Annotated in this window: 20 protein-coding genes; 7 read left to right on the top strand and 13 right to left on the bottom strand. The window is 75.1% G+C overall.

The window, feature by feature from the left end; translation table 11 throughout:
* Positions 1-33 precede the first annotated feature (33 nt).
* The 5 genes from AB4039_RS06260 to AB4039_RS06240 form a co-directional block, all read right to left on the bottom strand.
* Entirely contained in the window at positions 34-1,008 is a 975-nt protein-coding gene (locus AB4039_RS06260; protein WP_442270208.1) for an NAD(P)-dependent alcohol dehydrogenase, read from the bottom strand.
* Positions 1,005-1,247, bottom strand: a complete 243-nt coding sequence (locus AB4039_RS06255) for a helix-turn-helix transcriptional regulator (RefSeq protein ID WP_442270207.1) — start codon at positions 1,245-1,247, stop codon at positions 1,005-1,007. The genes AB4039_RS06260 and AB4039_RS06255 overlap by 4 nt, the downstream gene beginning before the upstream one ends.
* Positions 1,241-1,669 carry a hypothetical protein gene (locus AB4039_RS06250; protein ID WP_442270206.1) on the bottom strand — a complete coding sequence of 143 codons (429 nt, stop codon included), beginning with the start codon at positions 1,667-1,669 and terminating at the stop codon, positions 1,241-1,243. The genes AB4039_RS06255 and AB4039_RS06250 overlap by 7 nt, the downstream gene beginning before the upstream one ends.
* A gap of 67 nt (positions 1,670-1,736) precedes the next feature.
* Positions 1,737-3,911 (bottom strand): SpoIIE family protein phosphatase, encoded by a 2,175-nt coding sequence (locus tag AB4039_RS06245; RefSeq protein ID WP_442270264.1) that lies wholly within the window; start codon positions 3,909-3,911, stop codon positions 1,737-1,739.
* A 126-nt stretch (positions 3,912-4,037) separates the two neighbouring features.
* A complete protein-coding gene (locus tag AB4039_RS06240; protein ID WP_266846657.1) occupies positions 4,038-4,658 on the bottom strand; it encodes a hypothetical protein in 621 nt (206 codons plus the stop codon).
* Between the two features lie 133 nt (positions 4,659-4,791).
* On the opposite strand from AB4039_RS06240, the gene AB4039_RS06235 reads away from it, so the two are divergent.
* From AB4039_RS06235 to AB4039_RS06225, 3 genes are all read left to right on the top strand, one after another.
* A complete protein-coding gene (locus AB4039_RS06235) occupies positions 4,792-5,469 on the top strand; it encodes a response regulator transcription factor (RefSeq protein ID WP_266846656.1) in 678 nt (225 codons plus the stop codon).
* A 127-nt stretch (positions 5,470-5,596) separates the two neighbouring features.
* The gene (locus AB4039_RS06230; RefSeq protein ID WP_442270263.1) at positions 5,597-6,916 is read left to right on the top strand and encodes a sensor histidine kinase; all 1,320 of its coding nucleotides are present in this window, start codon (positions 5,597-5,599) and stop codon (positions 6,914-6,916) included.
* A gap of 182 nt (positions 6,917-7,098) precedes the next feature.
* Positions 7,099-7,617, top strand: coding sequence for a universal stress protein (locus AB4039_RS06225; protein WP_442270205.1), 519 nt, complete (start codon positions 7,099-7,101; stop codon positions 7,615-7,617).
* Between the two features lie 880 nt (positions 7,618-8,497).
* On the opposite strand, the gene AB4039_RS06220 is transcribed toward AB4039_RS06225, so the two are convergent.
* On the bottom strand, positions 8,498-8,866 hold the full coding sequence (locus AB4039_RS06220; RefSeq protein ID WP_442270204.1) for a hypothetical protein: 369 nt from the start codon (positions 8,864-8,866) through the stop codon (positions 8,498-8,500).
* A gap of 299 nt (positions 8,867-9,165) precedes the next feature.
* Here AB4039_RS06220 and AB4039_RS06215 point away from each other — a divergent pair, with 299 nt between their 5' ends.
* On the top strand, positions 9,166-9,918 hold the full coding sequence (locus tag AB4039_RS06215) for an ATP-binding cassette domain-containing protein (RefSeq protein WP_442270262.1): 753 nt from the start codon (positions 9,166-9,168) through the stop codon (positions 9,916-9,918).
* Between the two features lie 78 nt (positions 9,919-9,996).
* Here AB4039_RS06215 and AB4039_RS06210 read toward each other — a convergent pair whose 3' ends face one another.
* A complete protein-coding gene (locus AB4039_RS06210) occupies positions 9,997-10,539 on the bottom strand; it encodes a DoxX family protein (RefSeq protein ID WP_266846648.1) in 543 nt (180 codons plus the stop codon).
* Between the two features lie 208 nt (positions 10,540-10,747).
* Between AB4039_RS06210 and AB4039_RS06205 the strand changes: the two genes are divergently transcribed.
* From AB4039_RS06205 to AB4039_RS06195, 3 genes are all read left to right on the top strand, one after another.
* Positions 10,748-11,128, top strand: a complete 381-nt coding sequence (locus AB4039_RS06205) for a hypothetical protein (RefSeq protein ID WP_442270203.1) — start codon at positions 10,748-10,750, stop codon at positions 11,126-11,128.
* Positions 11,129-11,947: 819 nt separating this feature from the next.
* Positions 11,948-13,054: a PLP-dependent cysteine synthase family protein gene (locus AB4039_RS06200; protein WP_266846645.1), complete on the top strand. Its 1,107-nt coding sequence runs from the start codon at positions 11,948-11,950 to the stop codon at positions 13,052-13,054.
* The gene (locus AB4039_RS06195; protein ID WP_442270202.1) at positions 13,051-14,358 is read left to right on the top strand and encodes an MFS transporter; all 1,308 of its coding nucleotides are present in this window, start codon (positions 13,051-13,053) and stop codon (positions 14,356-14,358) included. The genes AB4039_RS06200 and AB4039_RS06195 overlap by 4 nt, the downstream gene beginning before the upstream one ends.
* 102 nt (positions 14,359-14,460) lie before the next feature.
* Here the strand turns inward: AB4039_RS06195 and AB4039_RS06190 are convergent, their stop codons facing one another.
* The 6 genes from AB4039_RS06190 to AB4039_RS06165 all read right to left on the bottom strand — a co-directional run bounded on the left by AB4039_RS06190 (position 14,461) and on the right by AB4039_RS06165 (position 20,588).
* Positions 14,461-15,441, bottom strand: a complete 981-nt coding sequence (locus AB4039_RS06190; RefSeq protein WP_442270201.1) for an alpha/beta hydrolase — start codon at positions 15,439-15,441, stop codon at positions 14,461-14,463.
* 11 nt (positions 15,442-15,452) lie between these two features.
* Positions 15,453-16,463 carry an LGFP repeat-containing protein gene (locus tag AB4039_RS06185; protein ID WP_442270200.1) on the bottom strand — a complete coding sequence of 337 codons (1,011 nt, stop codon included), beginning with the start codon at positions 16,461-16,463 and terminating at the stop codon, positions 15,453-15,455.
* 13 nt (positions 16,464-16,476) lie between these two features.
* Complete coding sequence (locus AB4039_RS06180; protein ID WP_442270199.1) at positions 16,477-17,511, bottom strand: LGFP repeat-containing protein; 1,035 nt, start codon at positions 17,509-17,511, stop codon at positions 16,477-16,479.
* 35 nt (positions 17,512-17,546) lie between these two features.
* Positions 17,547-18,020, bottom strand: coding sequence for an RICIN domain-containing protein (locus AB4039_RS06175; RefSeq protein WP_266846637.1), 474 nt, complete (start codon positions 18,018-18,020; stop codon positions 17,547-17,549).
* Between the two features lie 203 nt (positions 18,021-18,223).
* Positions 18,224-19,828, bottom strand: coding sequence for a serine/threonine-protein kinase (locus AB4039_RS06170; RefSeq protein WP_442270198.1), 1,605 nt, complete (start codon positions 19,826-19,828; stop codon positions 18,224-18,226).
* Positions 19,797-20,588 (bottom strand): serine/threonine protein kinase, encoded by a 792-nt coding sequence (locus AB4039_RS06165; RefSeq protein WP_442270197.1) that lies wholly within the window; start codon positions 20,586-20,588, stop codon positions 19,797-19,799. Before AB4039_RS06165 ends, AB4039_RS06170 begins: the two co-directional genes overlap by 32 nt.
* Between the last annotated feature and the right edge of the window lie 171 nt (positions 20,589-20,759).

The raw sequence follows: 20,759 nt of genomic DNA, 5'->3' as shown, positions 1-20,759 counted from the left end.
GTCCGGCCCCGCGCGGCCGCGCCGCCCGGACGCTCACATCCGGATGACCAGCTTCCCGCGCGCGGCCCCGGAGCGCAGCCGGCGGATCGCCTCGGGGACCTCGGCCAGGGGGTAGGAGCGGTCCACGGCCGGGGTCACGGCGCCGGAGTCGATCAGCCCGGCCAGGGTGGCGAGTTCGGCGGCGCGGGGGACGGCGCCCAGTCCGCACAGGCGCCGGCGGACGAACGGGGACAGCAACTGGGCGCGCAGCAGCCGGTCGAAGCCGCCGATCCAGCGCCCCCCGCCCTCACCGCCGACGATCACGAGGGTCCCGCGCGGGGTGAGGGCCCGGCGCAGCCGGCTGAGGGGCCGGTTGCCGCCGGTGTCCACGATGAGGTCGTAGTGCCGGCCGCCGTCGGTGGGGTCCTCGCGGGTGTAGATGAGGACCTCGTCGGCTCCGAGGGAGCGGACCAGGTCCGCCTCGGCGGGGCCGCACACCCCGGTGACGCGGCCCGCGCCGAGGGCCCTGGCCGGCTGGACGGCGTACGATCCGACGCCGCCCGCCGCCCCGAGGACGAGCACGCTCTGGCCGGGCACCAGCCGGCCGCGGTCGCGCACGGCCAGCAGGGCGGCGCAGGCGGAGACGGGCACGGCCGCGGCCTGTTCGGCGGTGAGGCGGGCCGGGCGCGGTGCCATCCGGTCGGCGCGGGCGAGGGCGTACTCGGCGAAGGCGCCCGAGCACGTCCCGTAGACCTCGTCGCCGGGGCGCAGTCCGCTCACTCCGGGGCCCACCTCCGCCACCCGGCCCGCGGCGTCCTGGCCGGGTGTGCGGACCTTGGGGGCCCGCAGCCCGAACCCCAGGGCGCGCAGCAGGTAGGGGCGGCCCGTCATGAGGTGCCAGACGCCCTGGTCGACCCCGGCGGCGTGGACCTTCAGGAGGACCTCGCCGGGGCCGGGGACGGGCCGTTCGGCCTCTTCGACGCGCAGGACCTCGGGCGGTCCGGAGACGTCCTGGACCACTGCTCTCATGGCGCGTCTCCCTCTGACCGGGGGGTGGTGGCGTACTGGAACACCTGGTCGAGCGGGACTCCGAAAACCGCGGCGATCTGGAAGGCCATGTCCAGCGTGGGCGAGTAGCGGCCCTGTTCGATGGCGATCACGGTCTGGCGGCTGACGCCGATCCGGCGGGCGAGTTCGGCCTGGGTCATCTCGCCGTGGGCGAAGCGCTGCGCCCGGATGGTGTTGGTGACCCGGGTCGGCCTCACCACGGGTGGAAGCCGAGGCGGTAGGAGACGAGCTTGACGGTGGAGCCGAGGACCGAGGAGAGGACGAAGGACAGGTAGATGGCGTTGGCGATCCAGAAGGGCTTCACTTCGGCCATGGCCAGGCCCAGTGCGGTCAGGGCGCCCATCACCACGAAGGACAGCCCGACGTACTCGCCGAAGCGGTGGATCTCCCGGTCCCGCTGGTCCTTGATCCTGCCCTCCTCGCCGGAGGCGACGGCCACGGCGATGCCGGCGGCGATCGTGACGACGATCGACAGCCCGACCGACCACAGCAGGGCGGCGGCGTAGGGGGCCTGCTCCAGCGGCACGCCCTCGGGCCAGGACAGCACGGCACACAGGTACGCGGCGTACGACACCACCGCGACCACCAGCATGATCCACGAGCGTCTCTCTTCGACGGCCATGGCGGACCCCCTCGCTCCATGTCAAGAAGACCAGACATGGGGAGTGCCAAGGACCCCGGACATCATGTCAAGATTTCTTGACTTCAGTCGGTCGGGGGCGGGGGGCCCCGTGGATCCGGGCGAGGACGAGGACCGTGTCATCGGTCGGCGCGGCGGGCAGCAGGGCCGTCAGGATCCGGTCCGCCGTCTCCTCCAACGAGCCTTCCGCGCGGCTCAGTTCGGCGCGCAGCGCGGCCAGTCCGGCGTCGATGTCCCGGCCGCGCACCTCGATCAGACCGTCGGTGTACAGGGCGAGGACGGCGCCGTCGGGAAGGTGGGTCCGCAAGGTCCGGAAGGGGACGCCGCCGACCCCGAGGGGGACGCCCATGGCGCCGGCGAGGGTCTCCACGGTCCCGTCCGGGTGGCGCACCAGGAGCGGGGGGTGACCGGCTCCGGAAATCCGGGCGTCGCCGGTGTGGGGGTCGTAGGCCACGTAGAGGCAGGTGGCCAGCTCGATGCCGGACTCCCGTGCGCAGAGGTCGAGTTCGGTGAGCAGGTCGTGCGGCTCCGGGCCGTGCCGGGCCAGCGCCTCCGCGGTGATGCGCAGCCGTCCCATCGACGCGGCGGCCGGGACGCCGTGCCCCATGACGTCACCGACGACGAGGGCGACCCGGTCGCCGGGCAGGCCGATCACGTCGTACCAGTCGCCGCCGACCTCGGTGACCCGGCTGCCGGGCAGGTAGCGGTGGGCGACGGTGAGGTGGGGGCCGGGCTGCAGGGCGTCGGGCAGCAGGGCGCGCTGCAGGGTCAGGGCGATGTCCTGGACCTGGCTGTAGAGGCGCGCGTTGTCCAGGCACAGGGCGGCGCGGGAGGCGAGTTCGCCGGCCAGGCTGAGGTCCTGCTCGGTGAAGGCGGGGCGGTCGGCGGACCGGCCGAACATCGCGATGCCCTGGACGGTGCCGCGGGCGACGAGCGGGGCGATCAGGAGGCTCACCAGGCCGCTGTCGAGGATCACCCGGGCGCGCTCGGGGTGCGCGATGGTACGGGCGGTGAAGTCCTCGTCCACGGGGACGTGGAGCGGGCGGCCGGTGGCGAACATCCGGTGGACGCTGGAGCCCGGCGGGTACTTCACGTGTTCGAGGCCCGCGAGCTGTTCGACTGCGGGCGGCGACAGTGTCGCCCGTGCGGCGATCCGGCGGGTGAAGAGGGGCAGCCGCGGATCGAAGGCCTCGGTGGGGTCCATCCACTCCACCAGTTCGACGACCGAGCCGTCACAGAACTCCGGGACGGCGACGTCGACCAGTTCCCGGGCGGTGGTGCCCACGTCGAGGGTGGTGCCGATCCGGGCGGCCGCCCGGTCCAGCAGGTCGAGGCGCCTGCGGGCGGCCGTCGCCTCCAGGAGCGCCCGTTCCCGGTCGGTGACGTCCACGACCAGTCCGCCCACCCCGGAACGGGTGCCGACCGCGCGGCTGAGCGGGAAGAGGCTGAACGAACGCACCTGGTCGCGGTCGGGGTGGCCCGGGGTGCGCAGTCCGACCAGGGTGTCGACCAGCGGGCTGCCCCCGTCGGCGACGGCGCGCAGCATGCGGTCGAACTCGCCGCCGTCGGAGGTGCTCATGATCTCGGTGGCGGCGCGGCCGAGGTGGTCCCGGGCGGGGATCCCGTCCATGTCGGCCAGAGCCTGGTTGACGTGGACGTAGCGCAGGTCCTCGTCGAGCATGACCAGGCCGATGGGGCAGGTCTCGAAGAGGGCGTCGAGGAAGGCGAGGTTCGCCTTGACGCGGTCGAGCTCGTCGCTCCTGCTGACCAGGCCCATGATCACGGAGCCGCCGGCGGTTCCGGTCACCGGGAAGACGCGGAACCCGCAGTCGAAGACGGAGCCGTCCCGGTGCAGGACCGGCAGCCGCACGCGCCAGTACCCGAGGGTACGGCCGCGTTCGGCGAGGCGTTCGGCCGGGCCTGGGGCGGGGTCGGAGCCTGCGGGGGCGGGGTCGGAGCCTGCGGGATCGGGGTCGGAGCCGTCGGATGCGGCGCCGGCCGGCGCCGCATCCGGGCCGACGGGGGGAAAGAGGAGTGCGGCGGGACGGGTGAGGATGTCGGCGGCCGCGTGGCCGAAGAGGTCCTCTGCGCCGGGGCCCCAGTAACAGACCCGGCCCTCGCCGTCCATGCCGAAGACGGCCACGGCCACGTGCTCCAGCAGCGATCCCGGTTCGGACAGGATCGGGCCGTGTGCCCATGCCTCCCCCGGCTGATCCGACGGCAGCACCGGCGGCCTCCTCTGCCGTCCGCCCCGCGCCGGGGCGGAGAACGTCCCCTTCATTCTGCGCGCAGCGCGCGGGGCGGGCAGGGCGGGCACGACACGGCCGCCCGTGGCGGGCGGGGAGCCGGCCTACTGGGCCCGGCGGCCGTCCATGACGACGTTGCCGCTGACCGTGCCCTCGGAGCCCGAGACGGTCACCGCGTGCCGGACGCCGTCCGGGCCGAGGACCACCGCCAGCCAGGCGCTGCCGCCGCCCTCCTGGGCCACCGGGCGCAGGGCCTCGACCTTGCCGCCGCCGACCGCGCCGGCAGCCTTCTCGGCGGCCTGCCCGATCGGCAGGGAGGGCAGCGGAGCGGGCGCGGCGGCCCGCTTCGGGGCGACACCGGGCACGCCGGCGCCCTCGCGCACCTTCGGAGCGCCCTGCTGGTGGGCCTTGCGCTCGCCCTTGCCCTCGTGGGCGCGGCCGGGGCCGCCCTCGCGGCCGTGCCCGCGCCCGCCTTCGTGACCTCCCTCGGCCCACTCGACGCGGTGGCCCTTGCCCGCCCGCTCGTGGTGGTCGGCCACGGCGACCGCCGCCGCCCCGCCGCCCACGATCGCCACGGCGGCCACACCCGCGGCCGCCCAGCGCGCACCCTTGCCCCGGGGCAGCACCCGGGCCAGGCGCTTGCGCCCGCCGGGCTTGCCCTCCTGGGCGGGCTCGGGCTGCCCGGACTGCTCCGACGGTTCCGACGGCGGGTAGAACTCAGACATACCGGCACTCCTCATGCACCCGGGCACCGCACCCGGCTCGGCCCCGAGCATGCGGAGCGCTTGCTGAAGCCCACCTGAAGCCACCTGAAGACCTCTTCAGCCACCCGCCCGGGGCGCCTGAGACCCTGTTCCCATGCGCGTACTGGTGGTGGAGGACGAACGACGGCTGGCCCTGGCCCTGCAGCGCGGGCTCCGGTCGGAGGGGTTCTCGGTGGACGTGGCCCACGACGGGCTCCAGGGGCTGTGGATGGCCTCCGAGCACGATTACGACCTCATCGTCCTCGACATCATGCTGCCCGGCCTCAACGGCTACCGGGTCTGCTCACGGTTGCGCGCCGCGGGCCACGAGGCCGGGATCCTGATGCTCACGGCGAAGGACGGCGAGTACGACGAGGCCGAGGCGCTGGACACCGGCGCCGACGACTTCCTGTCCAAGCCCTTCTCCTACCTCGTGCTCGTCGCCCGGCTCCGCGCCCTGGGCCGGCGTACGGGCCGCCGCGGCCCGCGGACCATGACCTTCGGCGACCTGACGCTCGACCCCGCACGGCACTTCTGCGCCCGGGGCGGCACGGAGATACGACTGACCGCCCGGGAGTTCGCGGTCCTGGAGTACCTGGCCCGGCGGCCGGGCGAGGTGGTGCCCAAACGGGAGATCCTGGAGCAGGTCTGGGACAGCGCCTTCGACGGGGATCCGAACGTGGTCGAGGTTCACGTGAGCGCGGTGCGCCGGAAGATCGACGCGCCCTTCGGCCGCACCGCGCTGGAGACCGTGCGCGGCGCGGGCTACCGACTGGCGGTCGACGGTGGCTGATGCCCTGGCCTCGGCCCTGCGCCGGCTGAGCGGCCCCGTGGCACGGCTGCCGCGGTGGATCCCGTCGTGGCGCCCGGGACGGCTCCGGCCCACGACCGTACGCGCCCGGGCGACCGCGGGCGCCGTCGTGGTGGTGGCCGTGGCCCTGGCCGTGGCCTCCTTCGCGCTGCTCGGGCTCCTGAGGGCCGACCTGCTGCGCAACGCCGAGCGGGACGCCGCCCAGCAGGCGGAGACCGTCGCCGGGCTCGCGGCGGCCGGGGACCTCGACCGGATGCGGCCCGCCGGCCTGGGGGCGGACTTCGTCCAGGTGGTGAACGCCCGCGGCCGGGTGCTGCGCTCCACCCCGAACCTGGCCGGGCTCCCCGCGCTCGCCCCCGTCGCACCGCTGCGTCCCGGCAAGTCCTTCCACACCTGGCGGGTCCGCCCGCTCGGTGGCGAGCACCGCCAGCGGGTGGTCCAGGTGACCACGCAGACGCCCCAGGGGCTGGTCGCCGTGTTCGTGGGGACCTCCCTGCGTGACGTGGACGCCGCCGACGACACCACCACCGCCGCCCTCGTGGTGGGCGGGCCGCTGCTGCTGGCCACCGTGGGTTTCGTGACCTGGCGGGTCACCGGGCGCGCCCTGCGGCCCGTCGAGGCGATCCGGGCGGAGGTCGCCGAGATCGGCGACCGCGACCTGCACCGGCGGGTGCCGGTGCCGCCGACCCGCGACGAGGTGGCCCGGCTGGCCGAGACGATGAACCTCACCCTCGACCGGCTGGAGTCCTCCGGCATCCGCCAGCGGCGCTTCATCGCGGACGCCTCGCACGAGCTGCGGAGCCCGATCACCGTGCTGCGCACCCAACTGGAGGTGGCCCTGGCCGTCCGGGACCAGGAGCTGTGGCCGGAGCTGATCGGCGGGGCGCTGGAGGACGTCGAACGGCTCCAGCAGCTGGCCTCGGACCTCCTGCTGCTGGCCCGGATCGACGCCGCCCAGCCGGTGCCCGCGCAGCGCCTGGACCTCGGCGAGGTGGTGCGCGACGCGGTGGACGCGCGGCTGGGCGACCGGGTCCCCGTCCGGGTGTCGCTGGCGGCGGACGTGGTGGTGGAGGGCAGCGGGCTGTGGCTCGCCCGGGTGGTCACCAACCTCCTCGACAACGCGCAGCGGTTCGCCGCCGGACGGGTCGACCTCACGCTGCGCACCGTCGGCGGCCCCCGGGCGCGGGCCGCCGTCCTGGAGGTGGCCGACGACGGGCCCGGCATCGCGCCGGAGGACCGGGAGCGGATCTTCGAACGCTTCACCCGGCTCGACGACGCCCGCAGCCGCGACCACGGCGGCGCCGGCCTCGGCCTGGCCATCGCCCGCGACCTGACCTCCCACCACGGCGGCACCCTGACGGCCGCAGACTCCCCCGGCGGGGCGCGCCTGGTCGTCCGCCTGCCCGTGGCTCCCCCGCCCGGACCGTGAGGACGGGGCGGGGTGCCGACGGGTGCGTTCCCCCGCCCCTGACGCAGCCTTGACGCCCGCGCCCCGGGTTCATACGGATCGCTGACGGACGGGCCGCGCCGGGCGCCGTTGAATGGAGAGGGGCTCCGGCGCGGCGCTGCGCCGCGGGAGCACGGGCGAGGGCGACAGGGGAGGGACCTGCGGTGCGGCGACGCGTGGTGGCGGGTGTGAGCGGAAGCAGCGGAAGCCTGACGGCCCTGCACCGGGCCGCCGCGGAGGCGCGGTGGCGCGGGGCGGAGCTGTGGGTGGTGCTGGCCTGGCAGGCGCCGGGCGGGGGTCCGGGGTCCCGTACGTCCTGCGGCGGCTCCCTCGTGTACGCCGAGTGCCGGGCGGCCGCGGTGAAGCGGCTGCGGGAGGTCCTCGACGGGGCCTTCGGAGCCGCGGGCCCGGGGGTCGCCCTGGCCGGGCAGGCGGTGCGGGGCGCCCCGGGGGCCGCCCTGGTCGACGCCGCCCGGGACGGGGACGACCTGCTCGTGGTCGGCGCCGGCACCCGGGGGCGGCTGCTCGGCGCCCTGCGGCCCTCGGTGGGCCGCTACTGCCTGGCCCACGCCCCCTGCCCCGTCCTGGCCGTGCCGCCGAACCCGCTCCAGGCCCAGCTGGACTCCCTGCACCGGCGCAACGCGTGGCACGTCCCGCTCGACACGCGGGAGCTCATGCCCTGAGCGGTGCGGTGGGCCCCCGCACGGGGTCCACGCGGGGGCCGCGCGGGGTCCGCCGCGGGCCGCGTCGGCCCGGGGCCGCGTCAACCCGGGTCCCCCGCAAGCGGTTTCCGTACGCCGGGCCGTGCCACCGACCGGTTCCGGCCGTTCTGCCCGTGCCGGGAGCCCGGGGCCGGGGCCGGGGCCCGACGGGAGGCGTTCGCGGGCCGGGGCCGGGGCCGCCGGCAGGTCGGCCAGATCGCGTTGCTCCGTCCTCGGGGCTGCTGTGTACTCGCTCCTCCAGCTCCCCCGGACCCCGCGCCGGCCCTCCCCCACCGACGAGGGGAGGGCAGCTTCGCCGTGCCGGAATCCGGGCCGAACTGGCCCTGCCCGTAGGCGAGTCGAAGGAGAACCGGCATGTCCGAGAAGCAGCACCGGCCCGGGAAGCAGGCCGTGGCCGCCGCCGCACCCGCCGCGCCCGTCCCGCCGTCCCGCCGGAGTTCACGTTCCGGTGGGGCCGGCACAGCAAGGCCATGGAGCGGCTCTCGCTCGCCCAGATGGCCCGGCGCGTCCCGGCCCCCCTCACCCACACCGCCCGGCTGGCGTGGGCGGTGAACCGGACGGCCTTCGTATGGCTGGTCTGCGCCCAGGTCCTCGGCGGGCTCTGCACGGCCGCCGCCCTGGCCGCCGTCTCGAAGGCCATGGGCCCCCTGCTGACCGGTGGCACCGTGGAGCAGCGCGTCTCGGCGGCGTCCTGGCCGCCGGCGGCCGCCGCCGCGATGACCGCGCTCGGGGCCCTGTCCTCCATCGCCGCCGGGAGCGCGGCGCGCCGGCTGACCCCCGGCATGTCCACGATCGCCGACCTGGCCATGGTCGACGCCCACATGGACGTGGACCTCGACTGCTACGACGCCCCGGACTTCTCCGAGCGTTCCGAGGCCGCCGAGACCGGTTCGGCCCGTTCCTCGATGCTGCTCCAGGACGCCCTCGGGTTCACCGGCGGTCTGATCGACCTGCTCGCCGTGGCCTCCGTGCTGTCCGTGGTCCACCCGGTGCTGCTGCCGCTCCTGCTGCTGTCCGTGGTCCCGCGCGGGTTGGGCTCCGTACACGCCGCCCGGCTCGACCACGCCCTGTACAACGAGACGATCGCCTCCCGCAACATCCGCCACATGATGCGCTGGCACCTGACCACGCCCAAACTCGCGGACGAGCTGCGCGGCAACAGCATGCGGGCGTACGCCCACCACTGGTACGCGGCGGTCTGCGAGCGCATCGACTCCAGGATGACCGGCTCGGCCCCCCGCTACCTCGTGGTGTACCTCGTCGCCGCCTGCGCCTCCGGGCTGTTCACCGCCCTGACGTGGCTGTCGCTGGGCGGGCTCGTGGTCGGCGGGTACATGGCGCTGGGCGCCGCCGGTACGGCCATCGTCGCGATGCGGACCTCCAACGGCCGCGCTGTCCTCGCTGGTCGTGTACGGGGCGGCGGTGTTCCAGCACGCCCTCTACCTCGGGGACTACACCGCCTTCATCGCGCAGGCGGCCGAACGTTCGGGGCCGCGCGGCCCCCAGGCCATGGAGGCTCCCGAGAAGATCCGGCTGGAGGAGGCCGGGTACACCTACCCCGGCAAGGACACCCCCGCGCTCGGCCCGGTGTCGCTGACCCTGAACCGGGGCGAGGTCGCGCCGTCGTCGGGGAGAACGGAGCCGAAGTCCACGCTGGTCCGGCTGCTGACGGCGCTGACGGCCCCGACGGCGGGAACCGTGTCCTGGGACGGGGTGCCGACCTCCGACGCGGACCAGCGCTCGGCCTGGACCCACGTCGGGCTCGTCACCCAGCCCTACGGGCACTGGCCCTTCTCCGCCCGCGAGAACATCACCCTCGGCCAGCCGGGTCCGCGCGCTGAGGAGGCGGTCCGGGAGGCGCTGGGGGCCGTCGGCATGAAGGAGGTCGTCGCCGGCTTCCCGCAGGGCCTCGACACCCTGCCGGCCCGCTCGCTGTGGGGCGGTCACGAGCCGTCCGGCGGCCAGTGGCAGCGCCTGGCCTGCGGGCGGGCCTTCCACCGGGGCCCGGCGCTGCTGGTCATGGACGAGCCGACCTCCGCGATGGATCCGCGCGGCGAGCACAGGGTGTTCTCGGGCCTGCGGGAGACCAAGGACGAACGGATCACGGTGATCGTCACCCACCGCATGGAGAACTGCCGCCTGGCGGACCGCATCATCGTCCTCGACGGCGGCCGGATCAAGGAACAGGGCAGTTTCGAGCAGCTGCTGGCCGTCGAGGGCGGCACGTTCCGGGAGCTCTACGAGCTGTCTCAGGACCGGTAGCGGACGGCGGCCCGCCGGCTCAGGGCCGGGCGCGGGGCGGGTGCGGAGCCGAACGGGCGCAGGGCCGGGCAGGGCCGTTCATTCCTGCCCGTCGGTCTCCGACTCCGCCTCCGCCCGCGCCAGCGCCCGGGCCCGGCCGGTCACCACCGCGGCGGCGGCGAGGGCGCTGGCCCCGAAGGCCAGCGCCACCGTCCACGGCTGGTCGAAGTGGTGGCCGGTCGCGTGGTCGACGGAGTAGCGGCCCGGTCCGGCGAGGCCGACGGCCGCCGCCGTGAACCCGAGGAAGGCCGGGTACTCGAATCCGCCGCCCTGGTTGAAGAAGCCGGCCGGGGCGTGCACGGACACCGCTCCCGCCATGGCCCCGGCCGCGGCGGCCCCGGCGGCCGGGGTGGCCAGCCCCAGCATCAGCAGCGCCCCGCCGCCCGCCTCCCCCAGGCCCGCGGCGATCGCGCTCTGCCGGCCCGGCCGGAAGCCCATGCGTTCCATCGCGGCCGCCGTCCCGGTCAGGCCCGCGCCGCCGAACCACCCGAAGAGTTTCTGCGCCCCGTGGGCGACGAGTACCGCGCCGGTGCCGGTGCGGAGCGCCAGCAGAGCGAGGTCACGGCGGTTGATGCAGGTCATCAGGGTCTCCAGGTGGATGCGCGGACGGGTGGGCGGGCACGCGGGGCGCGGCCGCCCCGGGCGGTCCCGGCATCCCTATCCGCTCCGGGCGCCGGCGCCCCGGCAAGCGCCCGCAGATCCGCCATACGGGCCCCCGGGGTGCACCTTCGGCCACGGTTCGTCCGATTGACGACCGGTCATCACGCTCCGGAGACGCTAAGATCACGGTGTGGTCACAGCCCGTGCGCAGCACCTGCCGCCGGCCCGCCGGTCGGCGGGTCTGCTGCCCCTGCTCGGGCTGGCCCTGCTGCTGCTCGGCCTGATCTGCACGCACGGCGCCCACGCGCCCGGCGCCGCCGCCCACCCGGCCGCGGCCGCCTCCGTGTCGCAGGCCTCCCCCGCCGACGGCCACGGACCCGCCCACCCGGCTGACGAGTGCGCGCCCGTGCCGCCCCGGCAGGGTTCGGTGGTGGCCGCCCCGGCCGCCCCGTCGGCGGCCGTCGCCCGGTGCGCCCCCGAGGTCCGCAGGGGTCTGCCCGGGTACGACCCGGCCGGCGCGTCCGGATCCGCCCCGGCCCGTACGGCGGCGCCGCCGGTCCTGAGGGTGTAGACACCGCGGCCTTCCCTACGGCGACCCGCGCGCGGCCCCGACCGCGCGCCCCGGCAGCCGTATCCGGCCGGCCCACGCGCTCCCCGCGGGGAGCGCCGTGGCCCCGGCCCGTACCCGGCCGTCCCCTGCCCGTCGCCGGTCCGTCCCCGGTCCGTAGCCAGTCCATATACGACCGGCCCCGGCCCGTCCCCGCGATCCGCCGCCGCCCCCGCCCGTACCGGGGCGGGGTGCCCGCCGCACGGAGGAACAGTGTCACGCCGTCCCCGCGTACCCCCGGCCCGTCCGAACCCGCCGTGGGCATCCGCCGTACTCGGCGCGGTGCCCGCCGTCCTGCTCCTCGCGGCCCTCGTCTGCTTCCCCCACCTCCTCGACGGCGCCGGGGCTCCCGGCGGCCCCCGGCACGAGGCCGTCTCCGCCGGGTCGTGGGCCGCTGGAGCCGCGCCGCAGTCCGGGCCGACCGCGCCTGAAGGACGGCCGCATCCGCATCCGGAGCACGGCTCCTCCTGCGCCGCCGTCCCGGGCACGGCCCGTACGGCTCCGGGGCCGGCGCGTGACGGCGGCGGGCAGGCGGCGCGCGGCCTCCCGGGCCGGGGCGGCGGAACCCGTGCCGGGCCGACCGCGCCGACCCGGTCCGCGGGCGCTCCGCGGGCCCGTTCCGGCCGCTCCGTCCTGACCACTGTCTGTCGATGGCGGCTCTAGTCCGCTCCCGTAGTTCCCTTCGCAACGGCTGACGCATGCCCAACGGCCGGGCCCCGCCCCGGCCGAGGTCGGCATCCCCATGAGCGACCACCCGAAGCATCATCGAACGAGAGCGGAACAATGCATTCTTCGGCCACCGACGTGTCCCAACCCGCCCATCCCGCCCGCGCCGGCCTGTCCGGGCTGGTCGGCAACACCCCCCTGCTGCGCGTGTCACAGCCCCTCGCCCCGCAGGGGCGCGGCTTCTGGGCGAAGCTGGAGGGCTTCAACCCCGGGGGCATCAAGGACCGCCCCGGCCTGCACATGGTCGAGCGCGCCCGCGCCCGCGGGGAGCTGCTGCCGGGAGCCCGGATCATCGAGTCCACCAGCGGCACCCTGGGCCTCGGCCTGGCGCTCGCCGGAATGGTCTACGGGCACCCCGTCACCCTCGTCACCGACCCCGGCCTGGAGCCGTCGATGACCCGGCTGCTGACGGCGTACGGGGCCCGGGTCGACGTCGTCCGCGAACCGCACCCCACCGGCGGCTGGCAGCAGGCCCGCCGGGACCGCGTGAGCGAGCTGATGGGACGTCACCCCGGCTCGTGGTGCCCGGACCAGTACAACAACCCCGACAACACCACGGCGTACACCCCGCTCGCGCTCGAACTGGCCCGCGAGCTGGGCCACATCGACGTCCTGGTGTGCAGTGTGGGCACCGGAGGGCACTCCGCGGGCGTCTCGCGCGTCCTGCGGCAGCTCTACCCCGACCTGACGCTGGTGGGCGTGGACACCGTGGGCTCCACCATCTTCGGGCAGCCCGCCCGGACCCGGCTGATGCGCGGCCTGGGGTCGAGCATCTACCCCAGGAACGTCGCCTACGAGCAGTTCTCCGAGGTCCACTGGGTCGCCCCGGCGGAGGCCGTGTGGGCCTGCCGTCAGCTCGCCGCCTCCCACTACGCGGCCGGCGGCTGGAGCGTCGGCGCCGTCGCCCTGGTCGCCGGCTGGCTGGCCCGCACCCTCCCGGAGGAGGCCCGGATCGCGGCGGTGTTCCCCGACGGGCCGCAGCGTTACCTCGGCACCGTGTACGACGACGACTACTGCGCCGCGCACGGCCTGCTGGACTCGCCGCCGGCCGGCGAACCCGACGTGATCGCCAGCCCGGACGAGAAGGAGATCACGCGCTGGACCCGCTGCGCCAGTGTGGTGGATCCGCTCACGCTGCACGGGGCGGAGGGGCGGACCCGATGAGGAGCACCCTCGCGCAGGTGCGTTCGTACGAGCGCAGCGTCCAGCTGTTGATGGTCAACCAGTTCACCATCAACCTCGGTTTCTACATGCTCATGCCCTACCTCGCCACGCACCTGGCCGGCCCGCTCGGGCTCGCCGGCTGGACGGTCGGACTGATCCTCGGAGTGCGCAACTTCAGCCAGCAGGGCATGTTCCTCGTGGGCGGCACGCTCGCCGACCGCCTCGGCTACAAGCCGATGATCATCGCCGGGCTGGTGCTGCGCATCGCCGGCTTCGCGACCCTCGGACTGGTCGACTCCGTGCCCGCGCTGCTCGCCGCCTCCGCGGCGACGGGCCTGGCCGGGGCCCTGTTCAACCCGGCCACCCGGGCGTACCTGGCGGCCGACGCGGGTGAGCGCCGCGTCGAGGCGTTCGCGCTGTTCAACGTCTTCTACCAGGCGGGCATCCTGCTGGGGCCGCTGGTCGGCATGGTGCTGACGGGCGTGGACTTCCGCGTCACCTGCCTGGCCGCGGCGGGCATCTTCGCCCTGCTGAGCGTCGTACAGATCCGGGCGCTGCCCGACCGGCGGGGCAACGACGCCGAGGACAGGAGGGCCGGACCGCGCGAGGGCGTGCTCGCGCAGTGGCGCCGGATCCTGGGCAACCGGCCGTTCCTGCTGTTCTCGGTGGCCATGATCGGTTCCTACGTGATGACCTTCCAGGTCTACATGGCACTGCCGCTGGAGGTCCGGCGACTCGGCGGCGAAGGCGCGTTCGGCACGGCCGCGGTGGCGCTGCTGTTCGCGGTCTCGGGGCTGAGCACGATCCTGTTCCAGACGAAGGTCACCGCCTGGTGCAAGGCGCGGATGGCGCCGGGCCGGGCGCTGACCTGGGGGCTGCTGACCATGGGGACGGCGTTCCTGCCCCTACTGGCCGCCACCGCGCTCCCGGCGGTGGGGTCGGGGGCGCTCGCGCGGCTGCTGGCCGCCGGGCCGCCGGCCCTGTCCGCCCTGCTGCTGGCGGTGGGGACGATGGTGGCGTACCCCTTCGAGATGGACACCATCGTCCGGCTCTGCGGGGACCGGCTCGTCGCCACCCACTACGGCCTGTACAACACGGTCTGCGGGGTGGGCATCGCGCTCGGCAACCTGCTCACGGGCGCCGCGCTGGACGCGGCCCGGTCGGCCGGGATGTCCGCGCTCCCCTGGCTGGCGCTGTTCGCGCTCGGCCTCGGCTGCTCCGCGGCGGTCTACGGACTCCACCGCTCGGGCCGGCTCGCACCCCCCGTGCGGGCCGGGGCCCGGGCCGGTGCCCTGACCGGCTGACCGGCGGCGCGCCCCGGTCCGCCTTCCGGCGAAGGGGTGGACCGGGGCGACCGGGCCCGGGGGCTCCCGCCGCGCGGGGCCCCCGGGGCGCCGGGTGGGGAGTTACGCCCTGCGGAGACGGTCGATCATGCCGTCGATGTCGCGGATCATCAGGTAGTCGCGGATGATGTGGCCGCCCGGCTCCTCGTACCACTCGTGCGGGATGCCGGCGCGGCCGAGGGCCTCCCGGAACTCCCTCTGTCCGGCCAGTACCTGGGTCTCGTTGAAGGTGTCGAAGGCATTGGTGCGGTCGGGGCTGGTGCCGGCGACCAGGAAGATCCGCTTGTTGCGGTAGCTCTCCAGCCGCTCCATGGGGTTGTCGGCGGTGACGCGTGCCTGGTCCCAGGGTGCGCCGTAGATCGTGCCGCCCGCGAGGTCCTTGACCGCGGCGGACACGTTGGCCCAGTGGACCACCGCGCCGCCGTCGCGGCGCACGCTGGCCGGGCCGGAGTGGGAGCTGACCGAGGCGAAGTGGCCCCAGTACTTGGCCGCGTACTTCAGCGCGCCGAAGCCGCCCATCGAGAACCCGGAGACGGCGCGGCCGTCGTACTCGGCGAACGTGCGGAAGTTCTGGTCCACCCAGGGGATCAGCTGGTTGATGTGGAAGCTCTCCCAGTTGCGGGGGCCGACGAAGGTGCTGACGGGGTTGGAGTACCAGCCCGCCTGGCCGCCGTCGGGCATCACCACGATGATCGGCTTGCCCGCGGTCCAGGCACGGACTCCGGCGACGTCGAAGGTGATGAAGTCCTGGAGGCCGCCGTGGAGGAGGTAGAGGACGGGGTAGGTGCGGCCGCTGGTGTGGTAGTCGTCGGGCAGCAGGACGTTGACGGCGGGCTGCCAGCCGATCTCGTTGGTGGCGAAGCGGTAGTACCACATGCGGGGGTCGGCCTCGCCGCGGTCGACGATGTGGAGCCCGGCGGCGTCGCCGACGGCGCCGGCCGCCGTGGCGGAGGCGAGGACGCCTCCGGCGCCGAGGGCCACGGCGGCGGAGAGTCCACCGACGGTCCGCAGGACGCTCCTGCGGGTGGGGCGCTGCTCGTTCACGAAATCCTCCATCAGTCGTTGGTGGTCCACGTGCCCCTGGTCGGGTTCCAGTGGATCGTGGCGTTCTGGAACTTCTGGGCCTTGCCGTTGCCCGCCTCGTCCGTCTCGTCCGTCACCGGGTAGCCGAAGGCCCGCTCGTTGCCGCCCGTGCGGAAGGCCTCGTAGATCGCGCCCTGGACCGGGTGCGCTCCGGTCTGCGCGGACCACAGGAACAGCGCCTTCTCGAAGAACTGGTAGCGGCCCCGGCTGCCGCCCGGCGACTGGCCGGCCTCCGCCTCGTCCGTCGTCGGGAAGCCCCAGCGGCGTTCCGCGTCGGTCGCCCAGAAGCGCGCGAGGATGTCCCCGTACACGGCGAACGCGGCGTCCGGGTGCCAGATGACGATGCCGTTGCGGAACGCCTGGAAGCGCCCGCCCAGCATGGAATCGCGTTCACCGGCGACGGGTTCCCCGAGGGGGCCGCCCGCGCCGCCGAGGGCGGCGAACTTCGCCCCGATGGAGCCGTACGGCATCAGGTCGTCCAGCTGGTTGTACCGGCGCGGGGTGAATCCCCGGAGCCCGTCGTTCCACACGCGTTCCTCGGGAACGTGGCCGAAGTCGTACGTCTCGCGCACCACCGGCCGCGTGTGGGCCTCGTCGGCCCAGCGGACGAAGAGGGCGACGTGGTCGGTGCCACCGGAGTCGCGCAACAGGGCGTCTCCGGGCTGGAGTTCGTTCATGGGAAGGTCGGAGGTGACGTTCCACAGGGTCCAGGTGGTCAGGGACGAGTCCAGGCGCCAGGCCATCGACACGTAGCCCGAGCAGTCCGGCCGGTAGCAGCCGAACTGGTTCTCGTGACAGCCGCTCTGGCTGTACGGCACCTGCTCGGCGATCCACGACCAGGCCCGGTCCATCATCTCGCCCCGCCCGATGGACCCGCCGCGCGGGGCCGCGTCGGCGGCCTGCGGCGAGGAGAAGGAGATCGCGAGGGCGGCCAGGGCCAGTGCCATCGCCCCGATCACACGCTGAAGGGTCGGCGCTCTCATGGCTGTCTCCCGGTCAGTTGTCGGTGGTCCAGGTGCCCCTGGTCGGGTTCCAGTGGATCGTGGCGTTCTGGAACTTCTGGGCCTTGCCGTTGCCCGCCTCGTCCGTCTCGTCGGTCACCGGGTAGCCGAAGACGCGCTCGTTGCCGCCCGTGCGGAAGGCATCGTGGATCGCCCCGTGCACCACGTGGGCGCCCGTCTGCGGGGACCAGAGGAAGAGGCCCCTCTCGAAGGTCTGGTACCGGCCCCGGGTGCCGCCCGGCGACTGGCCCGCGTCGGCCTCGTCCATCGTCGGGAAGCCCCACTGGCGTTCCGCGTCGGTGGCCCAGAACCGCGCGAGGATGTCCCCGTACACGGCGAAGGCCGCGTCCGGGTGCCAGATGACGATGCCGTTGCGGAACGCCTGGAAGCGCCCGCCCAGCAGGGCGTCCTCCTCGGCGCGTACGGGATCCCCGAGGGGGCCGCCCGCGCCGCCCAGGGCGGCGAACTCCGCCCCGATCGAGCCGTACGGCTGGAACGCCTCGTCCCGCATCTGCCGGGCCGCGCCCTCCGCCTGGGGGTAGCGCTCGGGGTAGGCGGAGCGCTGGACGGCCTGGGCCAGCTCGCCGGCGCTGCTTCCCTCCATGCCGGGCTCCATCTGCTGGGCCACCTCGAAGAACTTGTTCGCCGCGTAGTCGACGTCGAGGACCTGCTCGGGCGAGCCCCAGCCCTGGGAGGGCCGCTGCTGGAAGACGCCGAGCGAGTCGCGGTCCCCGCAGTTCAGGTTGTTCATGCGGGACTCCACCCAGCCGGTCTCGAATCCGGCGAGCATCACCTTGTCGGACACGCCGCGCCGTTGGCCGACCTCGTACACCTTGCGGGTGACCGCGATGTCCCGCTCGGGCGGTATCGCGCAGAACATCTCGGCGGTCGCCGGGTGCCCGAGGGGTCCCGGCACGCCGGGCGGCGTCGGTCCCGCCGCCCGGGCCGGTCCGCCCAGGGTGGTCGCGGTGGTCAGGGCCAGCGCGACCGCCAGCCCCCGTCCCGCGCGTCGTACGGCCGGTCCAGGCACCTGTGTGCTCCTTCGTGAGGGGATGGTCAGGGGGATCAGAACCAGCTCTGGTAGGGGGTGTCGTTGCACGCCCACGTGCGGAAGCCCAGGGAGCTGTCGTCGATGCACCGGCCGGTGGCCTGGTTCTGGAGGCGGATGCTGCCGTCGCCCCAGACCTTCACCCACCAGCTCTGCTCCGGACTGGAGTTGCAGCTGCCGACGGTGCGGAACCCGTTGTCGGTGTCCTCGACGCAGCGGCCCGTGTTGACGTTGCGCAGCTGCCGGGATCCGTCACCCCAGACGTGCACGGTCCACAGCTGCGGGTTGCTGCCGTTGCAGCTCCAGGTGCGGAACCCGTTGGAGGTGTCGTCCATGCAGCGGTCGGTCGCCTGGTTGCGGAAGCTCTGGACGGCGTCGGCCGGGCGGGCGGGGGCCGCCGAGGCGGTGGGCGCCGCGGCCAGGGTGGCGAGGGAGGCGAGGGCGGTGAGCGCAAGGGCCTTGCCGGGCAGGTGGGTTCGTGTGACGCGCATCTGTGCAGTTCACTTCCATCCGTGAGGGGACCCGCGCCCGCTGCCGGCGGGCGTGGGCACGGTCCGCGGACCGGCAGACGGCAAGCTAGCGGCGGGCCACGGGGCGGGGGCATCCGCAACGTTCCGGAGTGACGGCGGGGAGCGCGGGCCACAGACTCGGGGCAGCCGCCACCCACGCGGAGGCCCGTCGGTGCGGGAACCCGTCAGTGGGTGGGGGTGGGGCGCGGGCATTCGGGGACGGCGGGGCGGTCCTTGGTGCGCACGGCCGGCAGCCAGGCGGTGGGGCGGGCGGCGTCCCCGGGCAGGCGGACGCGGAACCACTCGACGGACACGGCGTCCGATTCGTCGATGATGGGCATCCCCCGGGGGAGCAGGCAGTCCACGGCGAGGACCTGCCCGTCCCACACCCGGGTGGCCACGACGTTGTCGGGGGTGTAGGCCTTCAGCGGGTCGATCGCCAGGCCCAGGCTGCACCGCGGGTTCCGGTCCGTGCGGTTCCGGCACCCCTGCTCGGCGTTGAACACCCGCAGGCTGCCGGTGGTTTCGGCCCGGGCGGCCGCGGGCGACGCGTCGCGGGCCTCGTGGGGCCAGAGTGCGACGGCCGCCCCGCACACGGCGGCGCCGGCCAGGAGGGCGGCGCGGGCCCGGCGGTGGAGCCGGCGGGCGGGCGGGGGTACGGGCGGGGGTGGGGAGGCCGGRCCCGTGACGGTCGGGCCCTGTGCCCGCCGGTCGGCGGCGATGCGGCGGAGCAGGGTCTCGGCGGTGTGCGCGGCGCGGGCCTCATGGGTGGGCGCCAGGCAGTCGGCGGCCAGCTGGCGCCAGAACGGCGGTACCGCGTGGTCGGTGCGCAGCGCGGCGCGGCCCTCGGCGTACTCCTGCGCCGCCGCGGCGCGCGCCATCGAGGTGGCGCCCGGGAAGGGCGGGGCGCCGCCCGCGAACACCTCGTGGATCACGATGCCGAGCGCCCAGACGTCGGCACTGGGCCGGACCTGGATGCCGTGTTCGCCGAGCGGTGCCCGTCGGCGCTCGGGCGGAAGGTAGTCCAGGGTGCCCATCGGGGGCGCGTACCCGTGGGTGCCGTGGGTGCCGGTCAGTTCGGTGGCGAGGCCGAAGTCGGCGAGCTTGACCGAGCCGTCCGGCATCAGCAGGACGTTGTCCGGTTTGAGGTCCCCGTGGACCCAGCCGCTGCGGTGCAGGTGGGCCAGTCCCTCGCAGATCCCGGTGATCAGACGGGCCCCTTCGGCCACGGTCACCGGGGTGGCGAGCCGGTCGCGCAGGCTGCGTTCGGCCCGCTCCATGACCAGCACGATCGCGCCGTCCAGGTACGGGTGGCCGGGTTCGCTCAGCACGAAGGAGTCGAGCAGGCGGATCAGCCGGGGGTGTCCGGCCCTGCGGGCGAGCTCGACCTCGCGCCGGGCGGATTCGGCGATCGCGCGTGCCTGGCGGGGTGCGAGGCCGCCGGTCGGCAGGACCTTCAGGGCGACCTCCCCGGGCGGGCCTCCGTCCGCCGCGCCCGCGGTGTCGGGAGTGGCGGTCGTACCGGGCGTGGCCGTCGTTGCGGGCGTGGCGGTCGTACCGGGCGCGGCCGTCGTTGCGGGCGTGGCGGTCGTACCGGGCGCGGCCGTCGTTGCGGGAATCGCCGCCCCGCGCGCGGTGCCGGGTGTGGCGTCGGCCGCCCTGCGGCCCGCATGGACCGTTGCCCAGCCTCCGGCTCCGATCGGGCCGGTGACCTCCCACGCTCCGACGCGGTAGCCGCGCGGCAGCGGTTCGCCGCGGTCACTTCCCGAGGCGTCGGCCGGGCGCTGCACCCTCTCCTCCTCCGGCCCGGGGAGGCAGCAGCGCGAGGTGCTCCTCCCGCACCAGCCCGAACCGCAGCGCGAGTCCGACCAGCGACTCCCGCTTGCCGTTGCGCCGGGGGCCCCTGCCGGGGCCGGTCTCGGCGGGGGCGCTGATCCGCGTCTTCTCGTCGGCGAGGTAGTCGATGTGCGAGCTGACCGCGCGGGCCGTCAGCTGCGCGCAGCCCGGCAGTCCCGCGAGCCGCTCGACGATCTCGGGGGTGGTGGGCACCGCGACCGGGGACTCGTCGCGCAGCCGCGGTTCGCAGAGCGCGACCAGCACGAGGAAGTAGATGGCCGTCTCGTCGAAGGAGTACGCCGTGACCGTGGGGCTCCCCCAGGAGCCGCCCGTACCGGCCGGGTCCAGGTAGACGTGGTCGGGCGCGAACACCTGGAAGGAGACAGTGGCTTCCCCACGGGTGGGCAGCACGACCCGGGAGAACTCGAAGGGGATCGGCGCCCCGGCCCGTCGCGGCGGCACCCGCAGGTACTCGCCGGCCCCCTCCGGGTTCTCCACCAGGTAGCTCTGGGTCGTGCTGTGGTTGCTGAGCTGCCAGTGGTCGTCCGTCACCCGGATCTCCCCGGCGAGCCGGGAGATCGCCGCGTCGACGAGGCGGAGTTCGACGGGGGCCGTCTCGGAGCCCCGCCCGAAACGCGCCGATTCCCCCGGCCCCAGCCGCAGGGTCACCGCGTCACCGCTGCCCCGCGGCAGGTGGATCAGTACCCCGCTCACTGCCCCCTCCTCGCTCCGTGCCACCGGTCGTCACGCGGCGAAGGGTACACAGGCCGGACGGGGGCTCCCGGGGGCGCTTTGGCTGCTTTCGTACCCCCGCGTGCCGTCCCGCGCGGCCCGGCCGACCGCGTCGTCGGCGCCCCGCGCGGACCCGCCGCCGGCCGTCGGCGC

The sequence above is a fragment of the Streptomyces sp. M-16 genome (genome assembly GCF_052114405.1).
In the GTDB taxonomy this organism is placed as follows: domain Bacteria; phylum Actinomycetota; class Actinomycetes; order Streptomycetales; family Streptomycetaceae; genus Streptomyces.
The sequence above is the reverse complement of the archived record's forward strand: the minus strand, read 5'-3'. Positions and strand labels throughout refer to the sequence as shown.

Excerpts from the sequence above, each read along its gene's own strand:
- AB4039_RS06220 (WP_442270204.1), bottom strand. The coding sequence starts at position 8,866 with ATGCGCTCGCAGACCGCCGCGTACCAGTGGTGGGCGTACGCCCGCATG.
- AB4039_RS06260 (WP_442270208.1), bottom strand. The coding sequence starts at position 1,008 with ATGAGAGCAGTGGTCCAGGACGTCTCCGGACCGCCCGAGGTCCTGCGC.
- AB4039_RS06195 (WP_442270202.1), top strand. The coding sequence starts at position 13,051 with ATGAGGAGCACCCTCGCGCAGGTGCGTTCGTACGAGCGCAGCGTCCAG.
- AB4039_RS06235 (WP_266846656.1), top strand. The coding sequence starts at position 4,792 with ATGCGCGTACTGGTGGTGGAGGACGAACGACGGCTGGCCCTGGCCCTG.
- AB4039_RS06185 (WP_442270200.1), bottom strand. The coding sequence starts at position 16,463 with ATGAGAGCGCCGACCCTTCAGCGTGTGATCGGGGCGATGGCACTGGCC.
- AB4039_RS06215 (WP_442270262.1), top strand. The coding sequence starts at position 9,166 with ATGGAGGCTCCCGAGAAGATCCGGCTGGAGGAGGCCGGGTACACCTAC.
- AB4039_RS06240 (WP_266846657.1), bottom strand. The coding sequence starts at position 4,658 with ATGTCTGAGTTCTACCCGCCGTCGGAACCGTCGGAGCAGTCCGGGCAG.
- AB4039_RS06210 (WP_266846648.1), bottom strand. The coding sequence starts at position 10,539 with ATGACCTGCATCAACCGCCGTGACCTCGCTCTGCTGGCGCTCCGCACC.
- AB4039_RS06250 (WP_442270206.1), bottom strand. The coding sequence starts at position 1,669 with ATGGCCGTCGAAGAGAGACGCTCGTGGATCATGCTGGTGGTCGCGGTG.
- AB4039_RS06175 (WP_266846637.1), bottom strand. The coding sequence starts at position 18,020 with ATGCGCGTCACACGAACCCACCTGCCCGGCAAGGCCCTTGCGCTCACC.
- AB4039_RS06200 (WP_266846645.1), top strand. The coding sequence starts at position 11,948 with ATGCATTCTTCGGCCACCGACGTGTCCCAACCCGCCCATCCCGCCCGC.